Annotated in this window: 17 protein-coding genes and 2 tRNA genes; 7 read left to right on the forward strand and 12 right to left on the reverse strand. The window is 36.3% G+C overall.

Going from position 1 to position 20,852, the window contains the following annotated elements; genetic code table 11:
- Positions 1–29: 29 nt before the first annotated feature.
- On the reverse strand, positions 30–1,496 hold the full coding sequence (locus H0S70_RS09165) for an OmpA family protein (RefSeq protein WP_188320584.1): 1,467 nt from the start codon (positions 1,494–1,496) through the stop codon (positions 30–32).
- A gap of 77 nt (positions 1,497–1,573) precedes the next feature.
- Positions 1,574–2,032 (reverse strand): SsrA-binding protein SmpB, encoded by a 459-nt coding sequence (gene smpB / locus H0S70_RS09170; protein WP_123248868.1) that lies wholly within the window; start codon positions 2,030–2,032, stop codon positions 1,574–1,576.
- Between the two features lie 168 nt (positions 2,033–2,200).
- Here smpB and H0S70_RS09175 point away from each other — a divergent pair, with 168 nt between their 5' ends.
- Positions 2,201–3,823, forward strand: coding sequence for an ABC-F family ATP-binding cassette domain-containing protein (locus H0S70_RS09175; protein WP_188320585.1), 1,623 nt, complete (start codon positions 2,201–2,203; stop codon positions 3,821–3,823).
- 72 nt (positions 3,824–3,895) lie between these two features.
- Here H0S70_RS09175 and H0S70_RS09180 read toward each other — a convergent pair whose 3' ends face one another.
- On the reverse strand, positions 3,896–5,242 hold the full coding sequence (locus H0S70_RS09180) for an IS5 family transposase (protein WP_088263474.1): 1,347 nt from the start codon (positions 5,240–5,242) through the stop codon (positions 3,896–3,898).
- 168 nt (positions 5,243–5,410) lie between these two features.
- Between H0S70_RS09180 and recJ the strand changes: the two genes are divergently transcribed.
- On the forward strand, positions 5,411–7,120 hold the full coding sequence (recJ, locus tag H0S70_RS09185) for a single-stranded-DNA-specific exonuclease RecJ (protein WP_123248878.1): 1,710 nt from the start codon (positions 5,411–5,413) through the stop codon (positions 7,118–7,120).
- Positions 7,121–7,136: 16 nt separating this feature from the next.
- On the opposite strand, the gene H0S70_RS09190 is transcribed toward recJ, so the two are convergent.
- The 7 genes from H0S70_RS09190 to H0S70_RS09220 all read right to left on the reverse strand — a co-directional run bounded on the left by H0S70_RS09190 (position 7,137) and on the right by H0S70_RS09220 (position 11,264).
- The gene (locus tag H0S70_RS09190) at positions 7,137–8,288 is read right to left on the reverse strand and encodes a hypothetical protein (protein WP_188320586.1); all 1,152 of its coding nucleotides are present in this window, start codon (positions 8,286–8,288) and stop codon (positions 7,137–7,139) included.
- Positions 8,289–8,413: 125 nt separating this feature from the next.
- A complete protein-coding gene (locus H0S70_RS09195) occupies positions 8,414–8,896 on the reverse strand; it encodes a hypothetical protein (protein WP_188320587.1) in 483 nt (160 codons plus the stop codon).
- Between the two features lie 26 nt (positions 8,897–8,922).
- Positions 8,923–9,348 (reverse strand): type II 3-dehydroquinate dehydratase, encoded by a 426-nt coding sequence (aroQ, locus tag H0S70_RS09200; protein ID WP_188320588.1) that lies wholly within the window; start codon positions 9,346–9,348, stop codon positions 8,923–8,925.
- 64 nt (positions 9,349–9,412) lie between these two features.
- A tRNA-Glu gene (locus H0S70_RS09205) sits at positions 9,413–9,487 on the reverse strand.
- Positions 9,488–9,505: 18 nt separating this feature from the next.
- On the reverse strand, positions 9,506–9,760 hold the full coding sequence (gene rpsT / locus H0S70_RS09210) for a 30S ribosomal protein S20 (RefSeq protein WP_031502811.1): 255 nt from the start codon (positions 9,758–9,760) through the stop codon (positions 9,506–9,508).
- Between the two features lie 84 nt (positions 9,761–9,844).
- Positions 9,845–9,919 (reverse strand) — tRNA-Glu (locus tag H0S70_RS09215).
- 61 nt (positions 9,920–9,980) lie between these two features.
- A complete protein-coding gene (locus H0S70_RS09220; protein ID WP_188320589.1) occupies positions 9,981–11,264 on the reverse strand; it encodes an N-acetylmuramoyl-L-alanine amidase in 1,284 nt (427 codons plus the stop codon).
- 55 nt (positions 11,265–11,319) lie between these two features.
- Here H0S70_RS09220 and H0S70_RS09225 point away from each other — a divergent pair, with 55 nt between their 5' ends.
- Genes H0S70_RS09225 through H0S70_RS09235 form a run of 3 tightly spaced genes read left to right on the forward strand, consistent with a single transcriptional unit; the run spans position 11,320 to position 14,806 of the window.
- On the forward strand, positions 11,320–13,911 hold the full coding sequence (locus tag H0S70_RS09225; RefSeq protein ID WP_188320590.1) for a putative LPS assembly protein LptD: 2,592 nt from the start codon (positions 11,320–11,322) through the stop codon (positions 13,909–13,911).
- 52 nt (positions 13,912–13,963) lie between these two features.
- Positions 13,964–14,344 (forward strand): RidA family protein, encoded by a 381-nt coding sequence (locus H0S70_RS09230; protein ID WP_031502807.1) that lies wholly within the window; start codon positions 13,964–13,966, stop codon positions 14,342–14,344.
- On the forward strand, positions 14,345–14,806 hold the full coding sequence (locus H0S70_RS09235; RefSeq protein ID WP_188320591.1) for a hypothetical protein: 462 nt from the start codon (positions 14,345–14,347) through the stop codon (positions 14,804–14,806). It begins immediately after the preceding gene.
- 30 nt (positions 14,807–14,836) lie between these two features.
- Here H0S70_RS09235 and H0S70_RS09240 read toward each other — a convergent pair whose 3' ends face one another.
- A complete protein-coding gene (locus H0S70_RS09240) occupies positions 14,837–16,345 on the reverse strand; it encodes a trypsin-like peptidase domain-containing protein (protein ID WP_188322218.1) in 1,509 nt (502 codons plus the stop codon).
- Between the two features lie 305 nt (positions 16,346–16,650).
- Here H0S70_RS09240 and H0S70_RS09245 point away from each other — a divergent pair, with 305 nt between their 5' ends.
- Together H0S70_RS09245 and ctlX are read left to right on the forward strand one after the other, a co-directional pair.
- A complete protein-coding gene (locus H0S70_RS09245) occupies positions 16,651–17,565 on the forward strand; it encodes a dimethylarginine dimethylaminohydrolase family protein (RefSeq protein ID WP_123248861.1) in 915 nt (304 codons plus the stop codon).
- 32 nt (positions 17,566–17,597) lie between these two features.
- Entirely contained in the window at positions 17,598–18,527 is a 930-nt protein-coding gene (gene ctlX, locus H0S70_RS09250) for a citrulline utilization hydrolase CtlX (protein ID WP_188320592.1), read from the forward strand.
- A gap of 89 nt (positions 18,528–18,616) precedes the next feature.
- Here ctlX and H0S70_RS09255 read toward each other — a convergent pair whose 3' ends face one another.
- Positions 18,617–20,812, reverse strand: coding sequence for an outer membrane beta-barrel family protein (locus tag H0S70_RS09255; protein WP_188320593.1), 2,196 nt, complete (start codon positions 20,810–20,812; stop codon positions 18,617–18,619).
- Positions 20,813–20,852 lie beyond the last annotated feature (40 nt).

Below are 20,852 nucleotides of genomic sequence, written 5' to 3' on the forward strand. Positions count from 1 at the left end.
AGAGCGTCTATAAATATTACTTAAAAAGATTATTTTTTCTTTTTAACTACTTTCTTTTTTACCACTGGTAAATCAGATTTTTGCATCGCTTCCCAAGCGTCAGCATCAGCAGCTATAATTACTACTTTACGATCCTTCATTCTCTCTTCGTTAGAAGCTGTTTCAGGAACTTCTGCTTTTTGCTCACCTACACCGATAGATTTAAGTTGGTTTTTGTTAACTCCTCTAGCTTCTAGTGCACCTACTACAGCTGCAGCTCTTTTTCTAGATAGTGTTAAGTTGTAAGCTTCAGAACCTTTTTTATCAGTTTGTCCTTCTACGATAAATTTACCACCGTTTGAAGATTTAATGATTTCTGCAGCTTGATCAAGTTTAGAGTTAGATTCTGGTCTGATCGTCGCTTTATTGAAATCAAATAGAATACCTACTAATGCACCTGTAGCTTCTTCCGCGTACGCAGACTGTGGTTTTGGACAACCGTTGTATTGTGCAAGACCTGGAACTGTAGGACAAGCATCATCTTTGTCTAATACTCCGTCGCCATCAGTATCTGGCCAAGGACAACCGTTGTTTTCAACTGGTCCTGGAACTGTAGGACAAGCATCGTCTTTATCTAGTACACCGTCATCGTCTGTATCTGGCCAAGGACAACCGTTGTTTTCTTTTGGACCAGCTACATCTGGACATTGATCGTCGATATCTGGGATACCATCACCATCTGTATCAGGACATCCTTGGAACTCAGGTAAACCTGGGGTATCTGGACATCTGTCCTCTTTATCAGGGATACCGTCTTTATCTCTATCAGTGTTACCAAATCTAAATAATAAAGATGCAGAAGCTTGCCAGAAGTTAGCAAGACCTGAATCATCGATAGGTGTAGATACATAATCTCCTTGAACACCTAAACCAAAGTTTTTAGTGATCCAGAAGTTAGATCCTAAACCAGCATTAACTGCAAAATGGTCTTTTCTTCTTTGTGTATATGGCTCATTGTTAGAGAAACCTGCATACGAAGTGTTGTGATAAGCGTCATAAACAGGGAAAGTTACTCCTGAATAATCGTGTCTTAGATAGTTAGCTCCTACTCTTAAATATGGATCAAACCAAGACTCTTCATTCCAAAGGCCATTAAATTTAAATTGAAGACCTAAACCTGTCATTAGGAAAAATTCTTCTCCCATACCGATTCTCTTGTTGTCTACATTTCCTACTGAAGTTTGCCAGTCAAGAACTAAATATTTATTTAAGTTTCTTGCTACTGTTAACTTAGATAACGGAGGAGTGATTGTAAAGTTATTAATATTGTACAATCTCTTCGCATCGTCACCACCAAAAGCGGTTGAAAACGCATTTCCAACGTCTCCTCCAGCTGCAACATGATTTACTCCGTGAGCACCAACACCGATTAACCACGGGTTGCTGGTCGTTTGAGCGAAAACAGTAGAGGCAACAGTAAGTGCCAATGCTGTAATTCCTAATTTTAGATTTTTCATAGAATTAAATGATTAAATAATTGATAATGCAAAATAAATATAAATTTTCTTTATAAACAAAGATTTTAATTGTTTTTTTAACTTTTCTTTAATATTCGGTCGAGATTTCTTTTGTTTTCTCTATCTTTTATAGATTCCCTTTTATCAAAGAGTTTTTTCCCTTTTCCAAGTGCAATAAGAATCTTAGCTTTACCCTTATCATTAATATATAATTTTAAAGGGATAATAGTATTTCCTACATCTTTAAGTTTTTTTTCAAACTTCTGCAACTCTCGTTTGTGCAACAGCAATTTCCGTTCCCTTTTTGTTTTGTGATTATAAAAAGTTCCAAATTTATACTCATCAATCATCATATTAATGATATATAATTCCCCGTCAATAAATTGACAAAACGCTTCGGTGATGCTCGCTTTTGAAGATCGTAAAGATTTGATCTCAGTCCCCGTCAACACCATTCCAGCCTCGATTTCTTCAAGAATCTCATACTCGAAACGGGCTCGTTTATTAAAAATATTTATGGATTTTTCTATCTTCATTGAACATCAAATTTGGTGTTTCAAAAAAAAATTAATTTTTTTTAACATTAACAAAATTTTATCATAATGTATAATTATCTGCTACCAATAATTATAACCAACGAATCTTATAAATGGTAAAAAAAACCGTTTTCTTTTCGTAATTTTGCAACAAATTTACAAAACTATATGTTAACAGTATCTAATTTATCTTTACAATTCGGGAAAAGAGTACTTTTCGATGATGTAAATATCATGTTTACCAAGGGAAATTGCTACGGAATTATTGGTGCAAACGGCGCTGGAAAATCTACTTTCCTTAAAATATTAACCGGAAAACAAGACCCAACTACTGGTTCGGTATCACTGGAACCAGGAAAAAGAATGTCGGTTTTGGAACAAGATCACTTTGCTTACGACAATTTCACGGTGCTCGAAACTGTACTGAGAGGAAATAAAAAACTTTTCGAAATCAAAGCTGAGATGGATGCACTTTATGCTAAAGAAGATTTCTCTGATGAAGATGGCATCAAAGCTGGAGAACTTGGCGTATTGTATGATGAAATGGGTGGATGGAACTCGGAATCTGATGCAATGACGATGCTTTCCAACGTCGGCATTAAAGAAGATATGCATTATCAATTGATGGGCGAACTTGAAAATAAAGACAAAGTAAAAGTTCTTTTGGCTCAAGCACTTTTTGGAAATCCGGACGTACTGATTCTTGATGAACCTACTAACGACCTTGATATCGACACCATTTCCTGGCTGGAAGACTTCTTGGCCGATTATGAAAACACAGTGATTGTAGTTTCGCACGACCGTCACTTCCTTGATACCGTTTGTACACACATCGGGGATCTAGATTATGCAAAATTAAATCTTTACACAGGAAACTATTCATTCTGGTATCAAGCTTCGCAACTTGCAACGAGACAACGTCAGCAAGCCAACAAAAAAGCTGAAGAAAAGAAGAAGGAACTTCAAGATTTCATCGCGAGATTCTCTTCCAACGTAGCGAAAGCAAAACAGGCAACTGCTCGTAAGAAAATGATCGATAAATTGAACATCGACGATATTAAACCTTCTTCTAGAAGATATCCGGCAATTATTTTCGATACAGAACGTGAAGCAGGAGATCAAATTTTAGAAGTAAAAGATTTAGAAAAAACAAAAGATGGCGAACTTCTATTTTCAAACATCGATTTGAATTTGAAGAAAAGCGATAAAGTAGCGATTATTTCTAAAAACAGTTTGGCAATCACCGAATTTTTCGAGATTTTAGGAGGTAACGCGCAACCTGACCAAGGAAGTTACAATTGGGGAATCACAACCACACAATCTTACATGCCGCTTGATAACACCGATTTCTTCCAAGAAGACATCAATTTAGTAGATTGGTTACGCCAATTCACCAAAAACGACGAGGAACGCCATGAGGAATATATGAGAGGTTTCCTTGGTAAAATGCTTTTCTCGGGTGACGAAGCTTTAAAATCTTGTAAAGTACTTTCAGGAGGAGAAAAAATGCGTTGCATGTTCTCTAGAATGATGTTGCAAAGAGCCAATGTTTTACTTCTAGATGAACCAACCAACCACTTGGATTTGGAGAGTATCACTACATTGAATAACTCTTTAAGCAATTTCAAAGGCACCATCCTACTCTCTTCTCATGACCACGAAATGTTACAAACTGTTTGTAACAGAATCGTTGAGCTTACCCCAAAAGGAATTATCGATAGAGAGATGACTTATGATGAATATTTAGCTGACAAAAAGGTGAAAGAACTACAACAACAAATGTATTCTTAATCGCAAATATTTTATATGTAAAAGCCGTTCGATTGACTTTGGACGGCTTTTTTTTGTTTAAATAGTCGTTCCTTAACAATATAAATATTTTCTTTTTATTGTGAAAAAATATGCAGCAAAGAGGAAATTCTGCAAAGAAAAATATAGCCAACGAAGATTGGCTTTAAGAATCTCCATCATTTTCTTCATATTCCAGGCAGTTGCTGCTAGGAAGGCATTGATTTGAGGCCCCGTTTCTCCCATAAAGTAATTTTTAGCCAGCCTGAAATCAGTTTTTAAATGTCCGATGATAGGCTCTATGGCAGCTCTGGTTCTGAATTTTTTGCGCTTTGTTTGTTTCTGGTAGAGGGTGTCTTTTTTTCTCGGTGGACCTGGAATGGAGATTTTCACTCCTTTTATTTCCGATTTCCCTTTTCCGCCACGGTCGTAAACCAGTTCTTTGGGAAGGGGTTGGCCACCTGTTTCCATTTGTTCCAAAAGTGGTTCAATGGTGTGACCATCATAAGGGGTTTGTAAAAATGCTTTAATTGCGAGAATGATTTTTTTTCCTTTATTAGCGGTGGTGATCAAGCCCACTTTATTCCCGAATTCGTATTGTTTATGCGCTTTTCCTTTGGCGATGCATTGGGTAAAAGGTTTGTGCAGGCTGTAAATTTTATCGGTACCTTTTCTTTCCTGAGTGACGGCTTTGGAGTAAAGAGCGAGTAAATCTTTGTAGAATTCTTTTTGTTCAGGAGTAAAGTTGCGCTCCAGTTCGCGTACCATCCTCAGGGCAATAGTCTTTAATCGTCTTGCAGATTTTCTTGCTCCTTTGGCTCGCTTAGGATGTTTGCCATTATAGGTGTCACGAACCAATTGTTTACTGACTTTCGTGTAGCGTTGTCTTTGTTTTATGCCTTCTTTTTCGGCTATTTTGTTGCAATAATCAATTACTTTCTTGCACAATTTTGCATCGGTGGGAAAAGTGGTATTATTCTCCTGAACAGTAGTGTCTGATAAAACAAAGTTCGAGGTCTTCGTCTTTACATCGTGCATCCTTACGCTGTAGGCGAAGATTTTCTCAATTCCCTTCTCGCCAATTCTTTTTCGGAAATGAACCAAATTGCTCGGGTCACACGGAAACTCGTGTTCAAAGAAAACCCTGCCACAAAAATATTGCATGTAAGGATTCATAATCCAGGCTTTTTCTAAAGTCTCATCGCCCAAATTGTAAAGGTGTTTCAGAAGCAGACAGCCCACCATAAACCGGATCGGATGGCTTGCGTTTCCTTTCTTGGAATATAGGGAGGCGAATTCTTTTTCAAAATAATTCCAATCAACTTTTTCTGCAAGCAAAACAAGTTCGTGCGTATTATCAATAAAATCTATCAACATAGGACGGAATAATTCTGGCAGTTTCTCTGGATTTTTTCCCAACATATTTGCAAGGTTTTAAGGCTCTAAGATACAAAAGCCTGCAAGAAAACACAAGTGAAATATTGATTAAAACACTAATATTCAATATGTTAAACACATTTTAAGGAGCGACTAAATACGAACTCAAAAACCACCAAATTCCCAACATTTTTTTCGTATTTTTGTAACATGATGAGTCAAAAATGGATTTATAAGCCCGAACCCGACGCCGATATTGTGGATGGAATTAGTTCCTCACTTGGTTTTGGAACTTTTGAATCTAAAATCCTTGTTCTTCGCGGCATTGATAATTATCAAAAAGCGAGAGAATTTTTCAAACCAAATCTCAACGATATTCACAATCCCTTTCTGATGAAAGATATGCAGCTCGCGGTAGACCGAATCGCAACTGCCATAGAAAACGGAGAGAAAATATTGGTCTATGGCGATTATGATGTGGACGGAACTACGGCGGTTGCTCTCATGTACCTTTATTTAAGTAAAATTGTAGATAAAAAATATCTCGATTTTTATATTCCAGATCGAAATTCTGAAGGATATGGAATCTCTAACGAAGGAATTGATTTTGCAAAAGAGAACAATTTTGCACTAATAATCGCACTCGATTGCGGAATAAAAGCCATCGATAAAATTGAATACGCCAAAAATCTAGGGGTAGATTTCATCATTTGCGATCACCATTTGCCGGGAGAAGAAATTCCTAAAGCCGTTGCCGTTTTAGATCCAAAAAGAAAAGATTGCCGTTATCCGTTCAAAGAACTTTCGGGTTGTGGTGTTGGATTTAAATTATGCCAAGGACTCAATACAATATATAAAATTCCGGAGGCAGAATTATTTGAACTCACCGATTTGCTAGCCATTTCCATCGCAGCGGATATCGTTTCGATGACGGGCGAAAACAGAGTTTTGGCAAAACAAGGTCTAAAGGTTTTAAGAAAATCAAGAAATTTGGGATTAAGGATGCTTATTCCGGAAGATAAATTAGCAACTTTTGAAATCTCAAATATCGTTTTCGAAATTGCTCCAAAAATTAATGCAGCGGGAAGAATATCGCACGGAAAAGCAGCTGTAGAATTGATGGTTTCTGATAATTTGAAACAAGCCCAACAAATCGTCAACGATATCATCACGCTCAATGATTCCAGAAGAGAAATGGACATGAGCAGTACCACGGAAGCGCTTTTACAAATCGAAGAAACCGGACAACTTGAAAATTATACCACGGTTGTTTACGGATCGAATTGGAACAAAGGTGTAATCGGAATTGTAGCATCAAGACTTATTGAAAACTATTACAAGCCAACTTTGGTTTTCACCGACGGAAACAATGGCGAATTGGTTGCTTCGGCTCGTTCTGTAGCTGATTTTGATGTACACGATGCATTGGAAAATTGCTCTGAATTTTTTACTAAATTTGGTGGTCATCCCGCTGCTGCCGGGCTTTCCATGGAAAAAGACAAATTTGATTTATTCCGTGAAAAATTTGAGAAAGTAGTTGCTGAAAAAATTAAAGAACACCAAAAAGAACCAAGCATCACCATAGATTCTGAAGTGGAAGTGGATGATTTGAACAAGGATTTCTTCAATTTCCACCGTAAACTTGCCCCTTTCGGACCTCATAATATGAAACCGGTTTTGGTCTTAAAAAATCAAAAAGTCGCCGGATACGTAAAAACGATGGGAAAAGATGCAAGTCACATCAAATTCTACATTAAACAAGATTCAACCGGCCGAAACATCGAATGTGTTGGATTTAAATTAGGAAAATTCGCCGATCAATTCCGCGAAAAAACTTTCGATATCGCCTTTACCGCCGAGGAAAATCATTGGAAAGGAAACGTTACTTATTTCCTGAACATCCGGGATGTAAAGTTTCATTAAAAAATTTAGAAAAAAATCAAAGTATTTTGTGCCTTTCAAATTCTTTGGCTCTATCGAAAAGAAAGCGATAAGTTGCCAATTTCCGAGTGACTTCAGTTTCCAAATTCTCAGCTATTTTTATCATTTTAGGATTGAAATCGCCAATCCACTGCATTTCGTAATCCTCGAAAGAGGTTGTTTTGCGAAAATGTCTCGTTCCTTCCCAAATCATATACCCATCGATGCCTTTTCGATGCCATTCCGGGACAACGCCAAAAACTAAACCTACCATTTTTTTATTGGTTTTAAACGTTTTCAAAAAGAGAAATTTCAATTTTTGCCATAAACTAAACTTTCCATTCAAATATTTAAACCACTGATTAAGATCGGGAATATTCATCCACACTGCAATTGGTTTTTCGTTTTCATAAACAAACCACGAAATATGTTCGTTGATCACCGGTTTTAGAGTAGTAAAAAGTTTTAGAGTTTGAAAATTCGAAAGCTGTTTTCCTTCGCCGTGACTAGCCCAAGCTTTGTTGTAAACCTCCGTGAAATCTTCAGCAAACTTTTTCAAATTTTTAACCTTCATTCTTTTGGCTGAAATATTCTTATTCTTCGAAATTCGAGCATGCATCTGCAAGAAATTTTCGGCGACCGGATCGTGAATTTTTCTCCCAAAACACAGTTGATTGAAATAAATCTGAAAACCATAATTCTCGAAAAGCGTTTTGTAATAAGAAGGATTATAATTCATCCCATAAAGGGGTTCGCTAAATCCATCGATCAACAATCCCCAAAATTTGTCGCGTTCCCCGAAACTAATCGGCCCGTCCATCGCTTCCATTCCTTTTTGCTGCAGTTCACTTTTTGCAAAATTTAAAATAAAATCTGCAGTTTTTTGATCATTAATACAATCGAAAAAACCAATTCCGCCGGTTGGCTGACTTTGTTTATATTTTTTACTGATAAAAACAGCAATTTTCCCTACGGTTTCGCCAATATCATTTACAAAAAGATATCTTTCACATTCTCCTGAACGAAAAAATTTATTTTTTTTCTCATCGAAAACCTGCTCAATATCTTGATCAAGCGGCCGAATGTAGTTTGGATCGTTCATCAGGAGCCTTCCCGGAAAATCTAAAAATTCTTGAATATGGTTGTGGGAAACGATTTTAATTGCCTTCATTTCTCAAAAATAGGATTTTGTATCTTATAAATACAATTCTTTAGAAAAATTATAAACGAGATGCGCCTTCAATTTTAAAGCGTAATGGACATTTGTCTAAAAAAAAAGCTAACGAGAATAGTCGTTTAGAAATTTGGACAATCTTGAACTTTAATATGAGGAATATTAAGCGTTTTACGATCTAAGGTAACCTTCACTTCCTGAAAATCACCGTAAACACAATCGCCTGTTGTATCTTTGAAATCGCCATTCGTTGCTTCAATTTTTACATTATTCCCGTACAAAGTGTAATTATTTTCATTAAAGTCAAATCGGTTTAAAGTATAATCTTTTCCATCAATTTTAATGATTCCTTGGTTGGAATTTTGGTCATAATAGAAAAGTGTTTTTCCTTCCTGCGTGAAAATTGCTCGGCCAATCTCGGCCGATATATCTTGTGGGATTACATTGAAAACTCCGGAATATTCAGGATTTTCTATGTTTGAATTAGTTGTACTATCAGAAATGGTATTTTCAGAATTTTGTTGGGAAACTTGGGTAACATGTTCAACATCTTTTTTGCAGGACACCAAAACCGCAAGAGCAATGATTGGAAGAAAATTTTTCATAATTTTTTCTTACAACTCATCAATAATCATTCCTTATGGTGTTCTAGAAGTAAATTCGTAATTGCTAGACAGTATCCATTCAGTCCAAAACCACTCAACACTGCATCCGTGTTCGGTGCAGTAACCGATTTTTGCCGAAATTCTTCTCTCTTGTAAATGTTGCTGATGTGTACCTCAATTTTGGGTTTCGGAATATTTTTAAGACAATCCGCGATTGCATACGAATAATGCGTGTAAGCACCAGGATTGATCACCAATGCATCGAAATCATCTTGTTGCATTCGATTGATGAGTTCACCTTCTACATTAGATTGGAAGAAATCTATATGATGCTGATTAAAATCTGATTTCAAAGTTTCGAGATAATCTTCCATGGAAATATTGCCATATATTTCTGGCTCACGCGTTCCGAGAAGATTAAGGTTGGGCCCATTGATAACGAGTATTTTCATAAGTACAAAATAACTAATCAAATATAAACATAAAAAAACTTCCGAAAAAAAAATTTCGGAAGTTTGGTAGCCCGTAGGGGAGTCGAACCCCTCTTACCAGGATGAAAACCTGAGGTCCTAACCGATAGACGAACGGGCCGTGCGTCTTTTTATAAGGTTACGCTAATTTATTAACGTGCTTAGTCAACTTGCTTTTTAAGTTTGCTGCTTTGTTTTTGTGGATAATGTTTTTCTTCACCAATTTATCCAACAAAGAGATTACTTTTGGCAACTGTTCAACAGCAACTTTTTTGTCTTCTTCATTTCTCAGTACTTTCAAAGCTGTTCTAGCAGTCTTGTGATAGTATCTGTTTCTTAATCTTTTCTTTTCGCTTTGTCTGATTCTTTTCAGAGCTGATTTATGATTTGCCATATCTTCTAAAACTTGGGTGCAAAGATATAATTCTTTTTTTAATTACAAAATATTTTTTTCACTTTTTTTCAGAATTTTCATTCTTGGTAGCCTATAGGGGAATCGAACCCCTGTTGCAAGAATGAAAATCTTGAGTCCTTACCACTAGACGAATAGGCCTTTGTTTTGAGGACTGCAAAAATAGAAACTATTTTTTAAACGCACAATACTTTTTAAAAAATTATTTTAAATTTTTCTGAATCACGGTATTTTTAATTCCCTTATCCTCTAATGTTTTTTGGGCTTTTACGGCTTCTTCCAAACTTGAGAATCTTCCGTAAGTATAGTAGAATTTGCCATTTTCCTTCGTGCGAACCACATCTTTTAAGGTATTTAACATATAAGAGTTTGCATTAAGTTTCTGCTCAGTTACGGCGATTTCTATGGTATAATAACCAATTCCTAATTTTTGGTTGGGAACAAAAGAGATCGAGGTAGCATTTCGGAATCCAGCTTCCTTGGCCGTTTTTATATTATTGTCTCGTACGGAGGCGAAATTGGTTGTTCCGTAATAATATTTATACAATCCATTCTCTTTTATGGTAAGAATGTAATTTAAACCTTTTAGTGCGGGATCATTATCATTATATTTGCTCGGAGAAGACATTAACAAAATTCTAAAATCATTTTTCAGTGGCTCTTCAACAGGTTTTTCGACTTCACTTTTTGCAATTGTATCGTTTCTGCCGATTGCTTTTTTATAACTTAGTATCGCATCATAAATACTTTCTGCAATTTCATTTTGACCTCTGTCAGATCCCAAATACATCGCATCTTCATAATTACTGATAAAACCGGTCTCGATAAGCACCGACGGCATCGCATTTAATCGAAGTACGTGCAAATTCTGTTGTTTTACCCCCCGCGAAAATCTTTTATCCTTATTCGCGAAATTTCCTTCCACAAAACTCCCGAACAGCAAACTACTTTCCAAATACTTACTTTGTTGAATTTTCAATGCGATTAATGACTCCGGAGACTTCGGATCATAGCTAGCAAACATTTGCCGGTCTTTTTCATCCAAATAAATCACATCGTTTTCTGCTTTTGCTACTTCAAGGTTTGTTTTATTCTGGTCTGGACCTTGCACAAAAGTTTCAGTTCCGTAAGGTGAAGTTTTAACGTTAGCATTCACGTGAACGGATATAAACAAATCTGCTTTACTCCGATTAGCAAGCGTAGTTCGATCAGTCAATGAAGGATATTCATCAATTTTTCTGGTGTAAATTACTTTGAAATCTTTATCCTTCTCTAGCATTCTCCCTATTTTCAAAACAACAGACAGTGTAATATCTTTTTCACGCAACGTTCCCAACTCACTATAGTAGCGATTGGCACCATGATCGGAACCGCCATGCCCCGCATCTAAAACAATGGTGAACTTTTTTTGTGCACCACTGATGCTAAACAAAAGGAAAAAAACGAATAAAAAATATTTTTTAAAAGAAAAACTATGGGTAATCATCTTGAGATTTTAAAAATTATGCTAATTTTGACCACAAATTACAGAAATTATTGCCTTGGCCAAAACGAGCTTCAAAAATATATTACATATTCTAATTATCCTAATTTTTAACAGTTTTTTAGCACATTACAATGCTCAAAATTTGTCTGAAAACAAGATAGTTAACGATACAATTCGCAAATCTGACACCGTCGTTCTAAAAAAGGAACAGCTTGAGTCTGTGGTAGAAACAAAGGCAGACAACATCCGGAACGATATCCAAAAAAGGATGACTTACCTCAATAAAAAAGCGCAGGTAAAATATCAGGATATGCAAATTGATGCCGATTATATTTCTATCGATTGGGATAAATCGCTCATTTTTGCGAGAGGAGAATTGGATTCTTTAGGCAAAATAAAAAATCCGGCAATGGCCACCCAGGCCGGGAAAACCTACGAATACGACGAGTTCACTTATAATATTAAAACCCGCCAAGCCATTGCTTTCAATGCAAGAACGGAAGAAAGTGAAGGCGTGATTGTCGCTGAAAAAACTAAGAAATATAACGATTCTGTCTTCTTTATGAGAAGAGGAAAATATACTACCGATGAATATTTTATCAAGAAAAAAGATACCATCGCTGATTATTATTTGCTCGCCCCAAATATTAAACTAATTAAAGGAAAAGAAAAATCTCAAGTGATTACAGGACCTATACAAATGTATATCGAACAAGTTCCGACTCCACTGATTATGCCGTTTGCCATTTTGCCCTTTTCCGATAAAAGAAGTGCAGGAATATTAATCCCAAGTTTTGGTGAGCGAGAAGATGTAGGTTTTTTCCTGAACGGATTAGGTTATTATCAACCGATTGGGGAACATTTTGACTTAAAAATCCTTGCTGATCTTTATACAAAAGGGAGCTGGAACCTTCGACCCGAACTTAATTACAAAAAAAACTATCGCTATACCGGGAATTTCTCCGCAGATATCGGCACCACCGTTCGTGGGATCAAAGGACTTTCGGATTACTCCAAATCTTCAACCTATCGACTTGCTTGGAGACATCAACAAGATGCGAAAGCCAATCCTTTCCTTACTTTTTCGGCTTCGGTAGATTTGGTGAGCAATAAATTTTATAATAATACGGTAAACAACAACTACGCATTCAACCAAAACAACCTGAATGCGCAACAAAACTCGTCGATAAGTATTGTAAAACGGTTCCTCACTTTGCCCATTACCATTACCGGAACATCTTCTTATTCCCAGAATTTCTCCACCGGATTGGCGGATTTGAAACTGCCGGTTTTAAATGTGGCGATTAATCAGTTCTATCTGTTTAAACCAAAAACCGGTGTTCGACAAGGTCTTTTAGAAAACATCACGGTGAATACAGGCTTAAACTTTAATAATTACGTACAAACCAATGAAGGTGAGCTTTTCACCTCCACGATGTGGGACAAAATGCAAACCGGACTAAAAAACAATATTGCTCTCGGAACCAATACCACTATTGCAAAATATTTCACATTTTCTCTTTCAGCCAATATTGACAATGCGCTGACCACAAAAACATTAACGAGAACATACAATCCACTCACCAACACCGTGGATGATGTTCTGAATAAAAAAATTGCAGGTTATTCCTCTTTTTCAACAAGTGCGAGTTTGCAAACTGTACTCTACGGAATGTTGAATTTCAAGAAAACATCTGGAATTCAGGCGATCCGACACATGATGACGCCACAAATTGGTTTTAGTTATTCTCCAGATTTCTCTGCATCGAATTTTGGTTATTATAAAAATTATTACAACGATCGTGGCGAGATGACCTCCTACTCTATTTTTGATCGCGGAATCGTGGGATCACCGAATTCGGCACTGGTACAAGCGATGACTTTTTCGATTAATAACAATTTGGAAATGAAAGTGAAATCGAAAAAAGACTCCACCGGAATCAAAAAAATTAAAATTTTTGAAAGTTTAAATTTTAATACCAGTTATAATTTCGCTGCACCGATCTACAAATGGTCGATGTTTACCTTCAGCGGGCAAACCAATATATTCGATAAATTAAATTTGAATACCGGATTAACATTGGAACCTTATCAGATTGTTTTTACGCCAGGCGAAAATACCGGAATCCGAACTGATAATTTTGGGCATTTCAGCGTTCAAGGGTTCAATGCTCAACTTTCTTACCCGCTTAGTAGCACAATTTTCGAAAAGAAAGATAAGGAAGAAGCATCTAAAAAATATAATAAAAAAGGCGAAATCCGCAATGAGAATTATTACTTTGATGAGGATAATTATTCTCGTTTCGAACAGCCCTGGACCTTAAATGTGAATGCCCAATATAGCTACACAAGAAGTTTAACCCGTTTTGGAAATAAAATGGCTTCGGTAGGTTTGGACGGAAGTATCAAGCTAACCCCATTTTGGAATATTACCGGAAATCTTTACTACGACGTAATTTCCAAAGAGATTGCAAATACGCAGATCGGTTTCTCGCGAGATCAAAGGAGTTTCACGATAAATTTCAATTGGATTCCTTATGGACAGTACAAAGTGTACGATTTTTTCATCGGGATTAAAGCCAACATCCTGCGAGATGCGCTGAAATATAAGGACAGTAGTTTCACCCAACCGAATGCACCTTTCTAAAACATTTTAAAGAATTAAACATAAGTTTTATATTTGCTCAAATTATGTCATCATGAAAAAAATAATATCTACTACCAATGCTCCCGCTGCTATCGGACCTTATTCACAGGCAAATTTTGCCAACGGAATCTTATATATTTCCGGCCAAATTCCTGTAAATCCCGAAAATGGTAAGTTGGTAGAAGGCATTGAAAAGGAAACGCATCAAGTGATGAAAAATCTGGAAGCGATCCTTACTGAAGCTGGAATGACTTTTAAAAATGTTGTTAAAGCAACCATTTTTCTAAAAAACATGGACGATTTCGCGGTGATGAATGATATTTATGCATCCTATTTGGATGCGGACAGCTATCCGGCGAGAGAAACGGTACAGGTTTCTTGCTTGCCAAAAAATGTTGATATTGAAATTTCCATGATTGCTCATCAATTTTAAATGAATTTTCTTCGAAACACTTTTGCGGTTATTATTGGGCTTGCTGTAGCTGCACTCATCATTACTTTGGGAATAAGACTCAATTCCTCGTGGATTACTTATGAAGATTTCACACCTTTTAAGCGCTGGGAAACCTTGCTGAAATCAGTGGAACATAAACCTTATTTCTTTGTCGCATTGCTGATTTCCTCGGGAATTGCTGCTACGGTTGGTGGAGTTGTTACTGCGATTGTAGTGAAGTATGCAAAAGTGGCTTATGCAATTTTGATTGGGTTCATCCTGCTATTTATTGCGATGCTCGATATTATTATTTTCCCTTATCATCCTACTTTTTATAAAATCCTTATTTTCCTCACTTTTTTTCCGTTTGCATGGATCGGCGGAAAGATTACAGAAGTCATTTATGAAAGGAAAAAGAAAAATACAAGAAAGATACAGCACAAAAAAAACGCAAATCCATAAAAGTTGCGTTTTGTTATTTTAAAGGGTCACTTAAGGCATTTTGAAACCTCTTGTGGTAATTCTACCGTATTCATCTACATATTTTACCTGGACATTTCCGGAATAGCCATTTAGAATTTTCTCAATATCTTTTTGGGAATTGACAGGTTTTCCATTTATTTCGATGACAATGTAATTATCAACAATTCCAATTTTGGACATTTCACTCCCCGACTGAACATTTTTTGCAACTACTCCGCTGTTAAGACCGTAATCGGTTTTAAACCTTTCGCTTAGGGGTTCAAAATCAGCACCAATCTTCTCGGTTACAGTTAAATCGGCTTTGCTTCTGAATGAAGTTCCGCCTTTTTCATCCCTTAAAGTTACATTCACGGTATTTGTTCTGCCGTTTCTTAAATAAGTTACTGCAACTTTATCACCCGGTCTTTTAGTTCCAACTGCGAAAGAGAGATCGTAATAATTAGAGACCGCTGTTTCATCAACTTTAGTAATAATATCTCCAGGTCGTAATCCAGCAGCCTCAGCTCCGCCTTTATCTACGACTTCGATCAGATAAACACCATCGCCGGATTTAATGTTGGTTTTGTTTTGTTGGTTATAAATTGAAACCTGACGTGTGTCTGACAAATCCAATGATTTTACACCAAGGAATCCACGTTGCACCAATCCGAATTTCTTAATATCTTCAACCACCTTTCTGGCAAGGTTAGCCGGAACTGCGAAACCATAACCTTCATAGTATCCTGTTTTTGATGAGATTGCCGAGTTGATACCGATCAGTTCACCATTTGGATTTACCAGCGCACCTCCAGAATTTCCGGGATTAATCGCTGCATCAGTTTGGATAAAACTTTCGATCGGTGTTCTGGACTGCTGGCTCAAAAGATCAATACTTCTTCCTTTTGCAGAAACAATACCCGCAGTTACCGTAGAATTCAGACCCATCGGATTTCCGACTGCCAAAACCCACTGCCCAACTTCCACATTATCAGAATTGGCAAAATTAAGGTAAGGCAGGCCTTTTTCCTCAATTTTTAAAAGCGCAATATCTGTAGTCGGGTCGGTTCCTACCAAATTAGCGACGTACGATTTCTTGTTAGAAAGCACCACCTCAAGTTTACTGGCTCCAGCGATTACGTGGTTATTTGAAATAATGTATCCATCTGGAGAAATAATAACTCCGGAACCCATTCCCGAAGGCATGTCTTTCGGTGCCTGCTGCTGTTTTGGCTGTCCGCCAAAGGGATTGCCGAAGAACTGATCAAACAAATCCTGTTCGCTTCGTTGAGACGTTCTGTTTGAGTAATTTTTAATACTTACTACCGCCGGAACAGTCATTTTAGACGCTTTCACAAAGTCGTCACCAACGCCGGTCATATTAAATGATGCGTATTTGGCATCATTGTTTTTGGGTGCAAAATAGGAAAACTCGGAATCGGAATTTTTATCACTGAAATAGTGAATTGCTCCAAAGGTGGTAGCCCCGGAAATTACACCTACAAAGGTGTAAGGAATCAGTTTTTTTAATGTATTATTTATGTCCATAATCTATTAACTAAATTTATTTTTTGTAGTTCAAATTTAATACTAAATGAGTATTATTTAAAAATGCTTTGTTTCAACTTTAACGAAAAATTAACAAGAATTATAAAATTTTAATGATAATCCTCTCTATAGCGATAAATTTAAGCAAAATTATACCAATCAATTGATAAATAACTCATCAGGATTTATTGTCATAAAATCAATAAAATCATCTGCCAAATCGTCATCAAACCCAAATTACGGAAAAATTTCTCCACCTCAATTGCTTTGTTTAAATTTGTTACCATCACTATTTTTTTATGAAACTTAAAATTACCAACGAAACATCGAAACTAAAATCCGTTGTACTTGGCTTGCCAAATTCTATGGGTCCGGCCCATTCTTTAGAAGACAGCTATGACGCAAAATCCTATCATTCCTTACAAAACGGGATTTATCCTCAGGAAAAAGATATCGTCGATGAGATGACTGCCTTCGAAAAAGTTTTGAAAAAACACGATGTGGAGGTCTACAGACCGCACCTTATTGAGAACTATAATCAGGTTTTTGCGCGCGATGTCGCTTTCGTGATTGATGATAAAATGATTATTTCAAACATCATTCAGGATAGATATGACGAGCAGGATGCCTACCGAAAAATCTTTGCCCGGGTCGGCTGGAAAAAAATTATCAATTTACCCGACAGTGCTCATATTGAAGGTGGTGATGTAATTGTATGGAACGATTTCCTGTTCATCGGGACTTGTTTTTCCGAAGATTACCGCAGTTTCAAAACCGCGAGAACAAATGAATATGCGATTGAAATCCTGAAAGAATATTTTCCGAAGAAAAGAATTATCGACCTGGAACTGAAAAAAAACGACACCAATCCTTTTGAAGGAATTTTACATTTGGATTGCACGTTCAATCCGGTTGGGAAAGACAAATGCATTATTTACAAAGACGGATTTGTGGACGAAAGCGATTACCGACTTCTAATCGATATTTTCGGGGAAGAAAATTGTTTTCATGTAACGCAACAGGAAATGTTCGAAATGAATCCTAATATTTTCTCGATTTCACCGGAAATTGTTGTTTCTGATGAGCGTTTTACCCGTCTGAACAGCCATCTTCGCAACGAATGGGGAATGACAGTTGAGGAAATCCCATATCACGAAATTTCGAAAATGGGCGGCCTACTCCGATGTTCCACATTACCATTAGTAAGAGAGTAAATTTCTTTATAGATTCAAATTTTTTAAAAAAAATGCAAACAACAAACACCGTGCTCATGATTGAGCCAGTTGCATTCGGTTACAATGCCCAAACTGCGGAAAACAACTATTTCCAAGTGGAGCAAAAAGGTGCCGACACGCAAAGCAAAGCCCTCGTTGAGTTCAATAATTTTGTAGAAAAACTTAGAAATAAAGGCATCAATGTGATTGCCGCGAAAGATACTTTGGAACCACACACTCCGGATTCCATTTTCCCGAACAATTGGGTGAGTTTCCACAAAGACGGAAAGGTAGTTTTGTACCCGATGTTTGCTCCAAACCGACGAGCAGAACGCCGAATGGATATTTTGGAAATCCTTAAAAACAATGGTTTCGAAATCACGGAAATCGATGATTTTACCGCTTCTGAAAATGAAAATAAATTTTTGGAAGGAACAGGAAGCATGATTTTCGATCACGACAATAAAATTGCTTATGGCTCAGTTTCTCTTCGTTTGGATGAAGAACTTTTCAAAGAATTCTGCGCAAAATATGGTTTTACGCCAGTTGTTTTTCATTCTTATCAAAATGCGGGCGACCAAAGATTACCGATTTACCACACCAATGTGATGATGTGCGTTGCTGATCAGTTTGTGGTAATTTGCCTCGATTGTATCGATGATGAATTGGAACGCGAAAAAGTTCAAGAAGTCATCAAATCCAGCGGAAAGGAAATCATCGAAATTTCTGAAGATCAATTACAACAATTCGCTGGAAACATGCTTCAGGTAAACAATTCCGAAGGAAAAAAATTCCTGGTAATGAGCCAAACTGCTTATCAATCTTTGAATCCGGAACAAATAAATTCCATCGAAAAATACTGCGAGATCATATATTCGGACCTTAATACCATCGAAATAAATGGTGGCGGAAGTGCAAGATGTATGTTGGCAGAGGTTTTTTTACCGAAATCTTCATCTTAAATTTCTTTAGAAAAAACATAGTTAAAATCAAAATCACCGAAAATTTTCGGTGATTTTTTAGTTAAATGAAAAAATAAATGTTCTGAAAATTATCCGCCAGTTCTTTTACGGATTTCGTCATTTGCATTTTGAGAATTTCTGACTTTCTTCAATTTTTGGTTTCCAAAATTATAAGTTGCTGTGAAAGTAACTTGTGTGTTGTATTGGTTTTGCTTCACGATATTATAATATCCGTTGGCTTGTCGGCTGTCGATATCTACTTTATTCTGTCCTAAAACATCGCTCGCTTCTACGAGGAATGTCCAATCGTTCCAGATTTTTTTCAAGGAAAGATCTAAACTTTGTAAAGAACCCAATTTCCCAAACTCTATTTCCTGTGAACTTAGATAAAAATATTTAAGCCCAAAATACCAATCTTTTTTAGAAGAAAGTCGAATATCATTATTGAATTGTACTAAGCCAAAAGTCGTTTTTTTATCTAAAACAAAAGCTGGAAAAACATCTCCGGTGATCGGATCTGTGTCTACAATTCCATTGAAAATATTATGATTCACGGTTGCTGTATAATTGGCATTCCAAATTCCTTTGAAAAACATTTTTTGCATTCCTACAGTTAAACCAAACTCTTGTTTATCGCCATAATTGGTTCGGATATATCGCAATTCGGTAACGCCATCTACTTTTCTTTGCAGCGGAATTTGTTCCGAAACATCGGTAATATAGCTATGATTCAAAACCACAAAATAGGAGTTTTTCAACATGTAATTCAACTCTTGGTTATAGTAAGTTGAAGCCTTCATGAAAGGATTATTCTGTACATAATTATTTTCTGTAAGATACATTCTACTCGGATTCAGTTGCCAAAAAGAAGGTCTTCTTACTCGGCTAGAAAAGGCATAAGAAAGATTATTATTTTTATTAATGCTGTAATTTACAGAGAGATATGGCAAGAAACTATTGTAATTTCGATCAAAATCTTGCGCTTTTCCAAGAACTTCGCCGTTGCTTTTGGTCATTTCAAGTCGGGATCCTATTTTTCCGGATAATTTTTCGCTAAAGCTTTTTTCCAAAGTCGCATAAAAACCAATGATGTTTTCATGATAAACAAAATGATTAGATTGTTCCGCATCTATCCCGGTTGGTGGAATTATGCTTTCCAAAGTAACATCATTATCAGTTTTTGTTTTATTAAAATTTCCACCGAAGGAAATAGTAGTTTCATTTTTAAATTTCTGAATATAATCCGCCATAAAACCATAATTATTAATGATTTGCGGAATTTTCTGCTGAAATTTTCGGGTAATATTTTGAGAATCGAAATCCGTGGTAACATTGACGTTTTCCTGGTTTCTTTGATAGGTAAGATAAGCTGAATTTAATACTAATTTACTGCCCAAATCATCAGCTTTCCATTCATAATTCAAATTAAATGAGTGATTTTTAGTACGAGAATCTTCAACATTATTGGTGGTTGTTCTGCGAATCGTGTTTTCTATAAGATCCTTTCCTTCATTATATAAATCTGAAATGGAATTTAAACTCCAATTAAACCGATTATTGTAAGAAAAACCCAAATTTTGTTTTGCAGAAATTTCGTAATCCAAATTTAGATAACCACCCAAATCTAGGTTAGGATCCGTAATTGTTCCCTCAGAAGTTTGCGCAAAAGTTTGGTCTCCATTTCCCAATTGATAATATTGTCTTTGCGTCCAACTCCCTAAATTTAAATTCCCGCTTCCGGCCAATTTTCCTTTTCTGAAATTAACTGAAAGTGCCGAAGAAGAATTGTTGAAATATCCTTGGTTATTTTCCATTTTCAGTGTACCGTTCACGCCATCACTCATTTTTTTCTTCATGACAATATTGATGATTCCATCATTACTTTCCACCTGAAATTCGCTGGAAGGAACTGTAATTACTTCAATTTTCGAAATATCTTCAGATGGAGTAGATTTCAGCATTGCAATAATCGCTTCCGCATCCATGTTACTTTTCTTCCCGTTGATGAAAATCGTGGCGTTGTTCTTACCTAAAATTTTCAAGGTTTTATCGTCTGTAGAAGAAACCATTGGCGTATCTTTCAACAAATCAAATGAGTTGGTTCCTTTTGCAATCGGAGAATTGGCAACATCATAAATTAATCGGTCCGATTTTTTTTGAAACACTTTTTTGGTCATCAAAACCTCCTTAATATTCTCGGTTTTTACAGAATCTTTCTTCGGTGCCTCTTGTGCGAAAGCGACAATTCCGGAAAGGAAAGCTAGGGTAATTAATAATTTTCTCATGGTTTTAAGTTTTTTTTAAAAAAGAAAAAGAAGGAAGTTT

Source organism: Chryseobacterium manosquense, from assembly GCF_014623485.1.
Taxonomy (GTDB): Bacteria; Bacteroidota; Bacteroidia; order Flavobacteriales; family Weeksellaceae; genus Kaistella; species Kaistella haifensis.